The following is a 4,712-nucleotide window of genomic DNA, read 5'->3' as shown; positions in this document are numbered from 1 at the left end:
GGTCACGCCAGGTGCTTCGTCCCGGTCGTCGAGCGAATGGCGCCGGCCGGTGCCACCCGAACTGCAAGGCCTCAGCGCCGACACGCGGTGTGGTGCGCGGATGCCGCGGCGTGTCGCCCCGCATCCCTTGCAGTTCGGGTGGGTGGGCGGCCGGGCGGAGGGCTTGTAGTTCGGGCAGTGGCCAGCGCGACGGCGCCACGCGCGCTCGCCCCGGTCCCGGTCGTTGAGCGAGCGGCGCAGCCGCGAGTCGACACGCGCCGGCGTCAGCGGATGACCAGCGAGCGGAACCGCTCCACCGGCAGGTCGTCCAAGCGCAGGGGAGCAGCCTCGGCATCCGTCGTGCTCACGCGGGGCAGCGGCTGTCGCGCTCCCGTCTCGCGGAACCGCTGCACGGCCCACGTGTCGACGCCCGCGTCGGCGAGACGGCATCCGAGCTCGCGGAGTGCCGCGTCGTCGATCGCCGCCGGGTGCACGGTCGTGCGCACCTCGTAGTCGAGCGGGTGATCCGACCCCGCGCGCAGCAGCCGGTTGCCGAGCACGAGCTCCAACGATCGCCACGCATGGGCTCCACTGGGAGCGCGACCGGTGACGTTGGCGTAGTCGTCGGGCGTGGCTTTGATGTCCAGGCCCACCCAGTCGACGAACGGCAGCGCCTGGGCCAGCAGCCCCGGGTAGGCGCCCGCGGTGTGCAGGCCCACGCGGAAGCCGAGCGAGCGCACCATCTGCATCGCCGGAACGAGTGCGTGCTGCAGCGTGGGCTCGCCGCCGGAGAACACGACGCCGTCGAGCAGCCCCATCCGGTCGCACAGCAGATCGGTGACGTCCGCCCACGACACCGCGCCCTCGGCCCGCGGATCGATGAGCGCGGGATTGTGGCAGTAGAAGCAGCTCCACGGGCAGCCTTGCAGGAAGACCGTCGCGGTCATCATGTCGGGCCAGTCCACGGTCGAGAACGGCGTGACCCCCGCAATGTTCAGTTCACAGGCTGCAGCGGTGCGGACCATGTCGCCTCCTCGGCGGGAAGGGCAGCGGAGAAGTACTCCCGCTCTTCAGCTTCGCCCTTCTTGCCGACGTTGAAGCTGGCGATCGGCCGGAAGTAACCCATCACGCGGGTCCACACCTCGCACGCGGCGCCGCAGTCGGGGCACTGCTCGTGGTGGCCGGACCGGTAGCCGTGACGGGGACAGATCGAGAAGGTCGGCGTCACCGTGATGTACGGCAGCCGGAAGCGCGACAGTGATCGGCGGACGAGTTCGCGGCAGGCCTCGGCGGACGGCATCGCTTCTCCCATGTAGAGGTGCAGCACCGTTCCGCCGGTGTACTTCGCCTGCAGCGCCTCTTGCATCTGCATGGCGAGGAAGGGGTCGCTCGTGTAGCCGACGGGCAGCTGCGACGAGTTCGTGTAGTACGGGTTGTCGGCGGTGCCGGCGTGGCGGATGCCGGGAAGCCGCGCGATGTCTTCCTTCGCGAACCGGTAGGTGGTTCCTTCGGCGGGCGTCGCCTCGAGGTTGAACATGTGCCCGGTCTGCTCCTGGAACTCGACCATGCGCTCGCGGACGTGGTCGAGCAGGCGCGTCGCCAGGCTCATGCCGCGTGCGGTGGTGATGTCGTCGGCGTCGCGCGTGAAGTTGCGGACGTACTCGTTGAGGCCGTTGACGCCGATGGTCGAGAAGTGGTTGTCGAGCGTACCGAGGTAGCGCTGCGTGTAGGGGAAGAGGCCGCCGTCGAGGTGGTGGGCGATGACGGCGCGCTTGGCGACGAGGCTGTCTCGAGCGATCTCGAGAAGCTCGTCGAGGCGGGCGATGACGGCATCCTCGTCGCCGGAGTGCACGAACCCGAGGCGCGCGCAGTTGACGGTCACGACGCCGATCGACCCGGTCTGCTCGGCCGAGCCGAAAAGCCCGTTGCCGCGCTTGAGCAGTTCGGTGAGGTCGAGCTGCAGGCGGCAGCACATCGAGCGGATCATGTGCGGGTCGAGGTCGGAGGTCACGAAGTTCTGGAAGTAGGGCAGGCCGTACTTCGCCGTCATCCCGAAGAGGGCGTCGGTGTTGGCGCCGTGCCAGTCGAAGTCCTTCGTGATGTTGTACGTGGGGATGGGGAACGTGAAGGCGCGCCCGTCCTGGTCACCATCGGTCATCACGTCGATGAAGGCGCGGTTGATGACGGCCATCTCCTCGGCCAGGTCGCCGTACGCGAACACCTGCACCTGACCGCCGACGAGGGGGTGCTGATCGGCGAGGTCGTCGGGGCACACCCAGTCGAACGTCAGGTTGGTGAACGGGGTCTGCGTGCCCCAGCGCGAGGGCACGTTGAGGTTGAAGATGAACTCCTGCATCGCCTGGCGCACCTCGTCGTAGCTCAGGTCGTCGATGCGCACGTAGGGGGCGAGGTAGGTGTCGAACGAGCTGAACGCCTGCGCGCCGGCCCACTCGTTCTGCAGCGTTCCCAGGAAGTTGACGAGCTGGCCGAGCGCGCTGGAGAAGTGGCGGGGCGGAGCGGAAGCGATCTTTCCGGGCACGCCGTTGAAGCCCTGTTCGAGCACCATCCGCAGCGACCACCCGGCGCAGTAGCCGGCGAAGACGTCGAGGTCGTGGATGTGGAGGTCGCCTTCGCGGTGCGCGGTGCCCGCCTCGGGCGCGTAGACCTCGTCGAGCCAGTAGTTGGCGATGAGCTTTCCCGCCGCGTTCAGGATCATGCCGCCCAGCGAGTATCCCTGGTTCGCGTTTGCGTTGACCCGCCAGTCCGCGCGGGCAAGGTACTCATCGATGGTCTCGGCGACGGAGACGGAACGGGGGGAGGTCATGATGATCCTGCCTTCGATATGTAGGGAGGTGAGGTTGGTCTGACCACAATATGTGGGGGTCCGAATTGCTGTCTCGCCCAGATATGGGCGTGTCGCGGAGTCATGCGCCGTGCAAAAACGCGCCTCGCTGCTCTCGCTTGCACCGCGGTGTGACAGGCTGGGCGGGTGACGATCGTGTCTCCCGCCCCCGGAGAGCCGCGCCGCCCCGATGGGCCGCGCGATCCCGGTGATGCCTGGGTGATCGCAGACGACGGCACGAAGTACTGGGGTCGCTTCGGCGCGGCAGGTCTTCTCGCGTTCGACCCCGAGCGCGGGGTGCTGCTGCAGCATCGCGTGGCGTGGAGCCACTTCGGCGACACGTGGGGGCTGCCGGGTGGTGCGCGCCATCAGGACGAGTCTGCGTGCGAGGGAGCGTTGCGGGAGTCGGCTGAAGAGGCGGGAGTGCCGGCATCCGCTGTCCGGCCCCGGCTGATCAGCCTGTACGACGTCGGCGTGTGGAGCTACGCGACCGTTGTCGCGGATGTCATCGAGCCGTTCCAGGCGGTCATCAGCGATCCGGAGAGCCGTGAGCTGGCGTGGGTGCCGGTGGATGCCGTCGACTCGTATCCGCTGCATCCCGGCTTCGCCGCGTCGTGGCCGCTGTTGCGGTCGCTGCTTCAGGTGCACCCGGTCGTGGTGGTGGACGCGGCGAACGTGGTCGGTTCGGTGCCCGATGGCTGGTGGAAGGATCGGGCCGGTGCGACCGCACGGCTGCTGGAGCGGCTGCGCGTACGGGCGGTGCGAGGGATGGATGCCGGGCGGCTGGATCTTCGCGCGGATGTGTGGTTTCCCGAGGTGCGCGTCGTGGTCGAGGGGCAGGCGCGGGCTGTCGAGGAGGTTCCGGGCGTCGCGGTGGTGCGCGCGGACGCTGAGGGTGACGACGCGATCGTCGCGGAAGTGGCCGCGCTCACTGCTGCGGGGCGGCGTGTGGTCGTGGTAACGAGCGATCGGGAACTGCGGGCGCGCGTGGGCGCGCTCGGTGCGGCGGCGCACGGGCCGTCGTGGCTCGACCTCGACTGAGGTCGCCGGGCGGTCAGTCGTCGTCGGTCGCGTAGCCGGTGACAGCGTCGCGTCCGCGCAGCCGATCGATGTCGCGGCGCTCGCGTTTGGTGGGCCTTCCTGCGCCGCGGTCGCGGACGGCGAGCAGCGCCACGCGCTCGCGTGGCGGCGTGCGGTCTTCGGCGGCGAGGGCGGCGATCGGCGCTCCCACACGTTTCGTCAGCAGTTGTCGCACGACCAGCATCCGGTCGAAGCCGGCGATGCGTACGCGGATCTCATCGCCGATGCGCACGGGTTGTGAGGCTTTCGCCTTCTCTCCGCCGATGCGCACGTGGCCGGCGCGCCATGCCGTGGTTGCGGCGGAACGGGTCTTGTAAACGCGCACGGCCCACAGCCAGCTGTCGATGCGGACGGACGGCTCGCTCATCCCTCGATTCTGCCGTGTCGATCTCGTGTCCAGTCACGCCACCGTGAGCGAGACGATCGGTCGTGTGGGGCCGGGTCTGGCCACCTCGACGAAGCCCGCGTCGACGAAGCTCGAGAGCGCGCCGTGATAGAGATCGTTCGAGGAGGTCTTGCCGGCGCTGGTGTCGACGGGATAGCCCTCGACGACCCGTGCGCCGTGCGTACGCGCGTGGTCGACGGCGGCGTCGAGCAGGCGCCCCGCCAGACCCTGCCCACGGAACTCCTTCCGGACCACGAAGCACGTGATCGCCCAGACGGACTCGTCGTCGAACGGCTCTGGCGATTGCTGGAAAGCGCGCGTGGCGGCCAGACGCGGCTGATCCGGTCGTGGTGACACCTTGACCGGCTCTTCGGACATTCGGTGGGGGTCATGGGGTGAGTCCGCCGGCGGCGAGGAGCATGCGGA

At 69.1% G+C, this 4,712-nt stretch carries 5 protein-coding genes; 1 reads left to right on the top strand and 4 read right to left on the bottom strand.

Features of this window, described 5'->3' with window-relative positions; genetic code table 11:
* Positions 1-263 precede the first annotated feature (263 nt).
* Both AS96_RS13850 and AS96_RS13845 read right to left on the bottom strand, forming a co-directional pair.
* Complete coding sequence (locus tag AS96_RS13850; RefSeq protein WP_036290972.1) at positions 264-1,004, bottom strand: anaerobic ribonucleoside-triphosphate reductase activating protein; 741 nt, start codon at positions 1,002-1,004, stop codon at positions 264-266.
* Positions 974-2,803 carry a ribonucleoside triphosphate reductase gene (locus AS96_RS13845; RefSeq protein WP_036290970.1) on the bottom strand — a complete coding sequence of 610 codons (1,830 nt, stop codon included), beginning with the start codon at positions 2,801-2,803 and terminating at the stop codon, positions 974-976. Before AS96_RS13845 ends, AS96_RS13850 begins: the two co-directional genes overlap by 31 nt.
* A gap of 165 nt (positions 2,804-2,968) precedes the next feature.
* Here AS96_RS13845 and AS96_RS13840 point away from each other — a divergent pair, with 165 nt between their 5' ends.
* Positions 2,969-3,862 carry an NUDIX domain-containing protein gene (locus AS96_RS13840; RefSeq protein ID WP_036290967.1) on the top strand — a complete coding sequence of 298 codons (894 nt, stop codon included), beginning with the start codon at positions 2,969-2,971 and terminating at the stop codon, positions 3,860-3,862.
* Between the two features lie 13 nt (positions 3,863-3,875).
* Here AS96_RS13840 and AS96_RS13835 read toward each other — a convergent pair whose 3' ends face one another.
* Together AS96_RS13835 and AS96_RS13830 are read right to left on the bottom strand one after the other, a co-directional pair.
* The gene (locus AS96_RS13835; protein ID WP_036290964.1) at positions 3,876-4,268 is read right to left on the bottom strand and encodes an RNA-binding S4 domain-containing protein; all 393 of its coding nucleotides are present in this window, start codon (positions 4,266-4,268) and stop codon (positions 3,876-3,878) included.
* A gap of 33 nt (positions 4,269-4,301) precedes the next feature.
* Entirely contained in the window at positions 4,302-4,664 is a 363-nt protein-coding gene (locus AS96_RS13830; RefSeq protein WP_036290961.1) for a GNAT family N-acetyltransferase, read from the bottom strand.
* Positions 4,665-4,712: the final 48 nt, after the last annotated feature.

This window comes from Microbacterium sp. MRS-1, from assembly GCF_000585455.1.
GTDB classification, from domain to species: Bacteria; Actinomycetota; Actinomycetes; order Actinomycetales; family Microbacteriaceae; genus Microbacterium; species Microbacterium laevaniformans.
The sequence above is the reverse complement of the archived record's forward strand: the minus strand, read 5'-3'. Positions and strand labels throughout refer to the sequence as shown.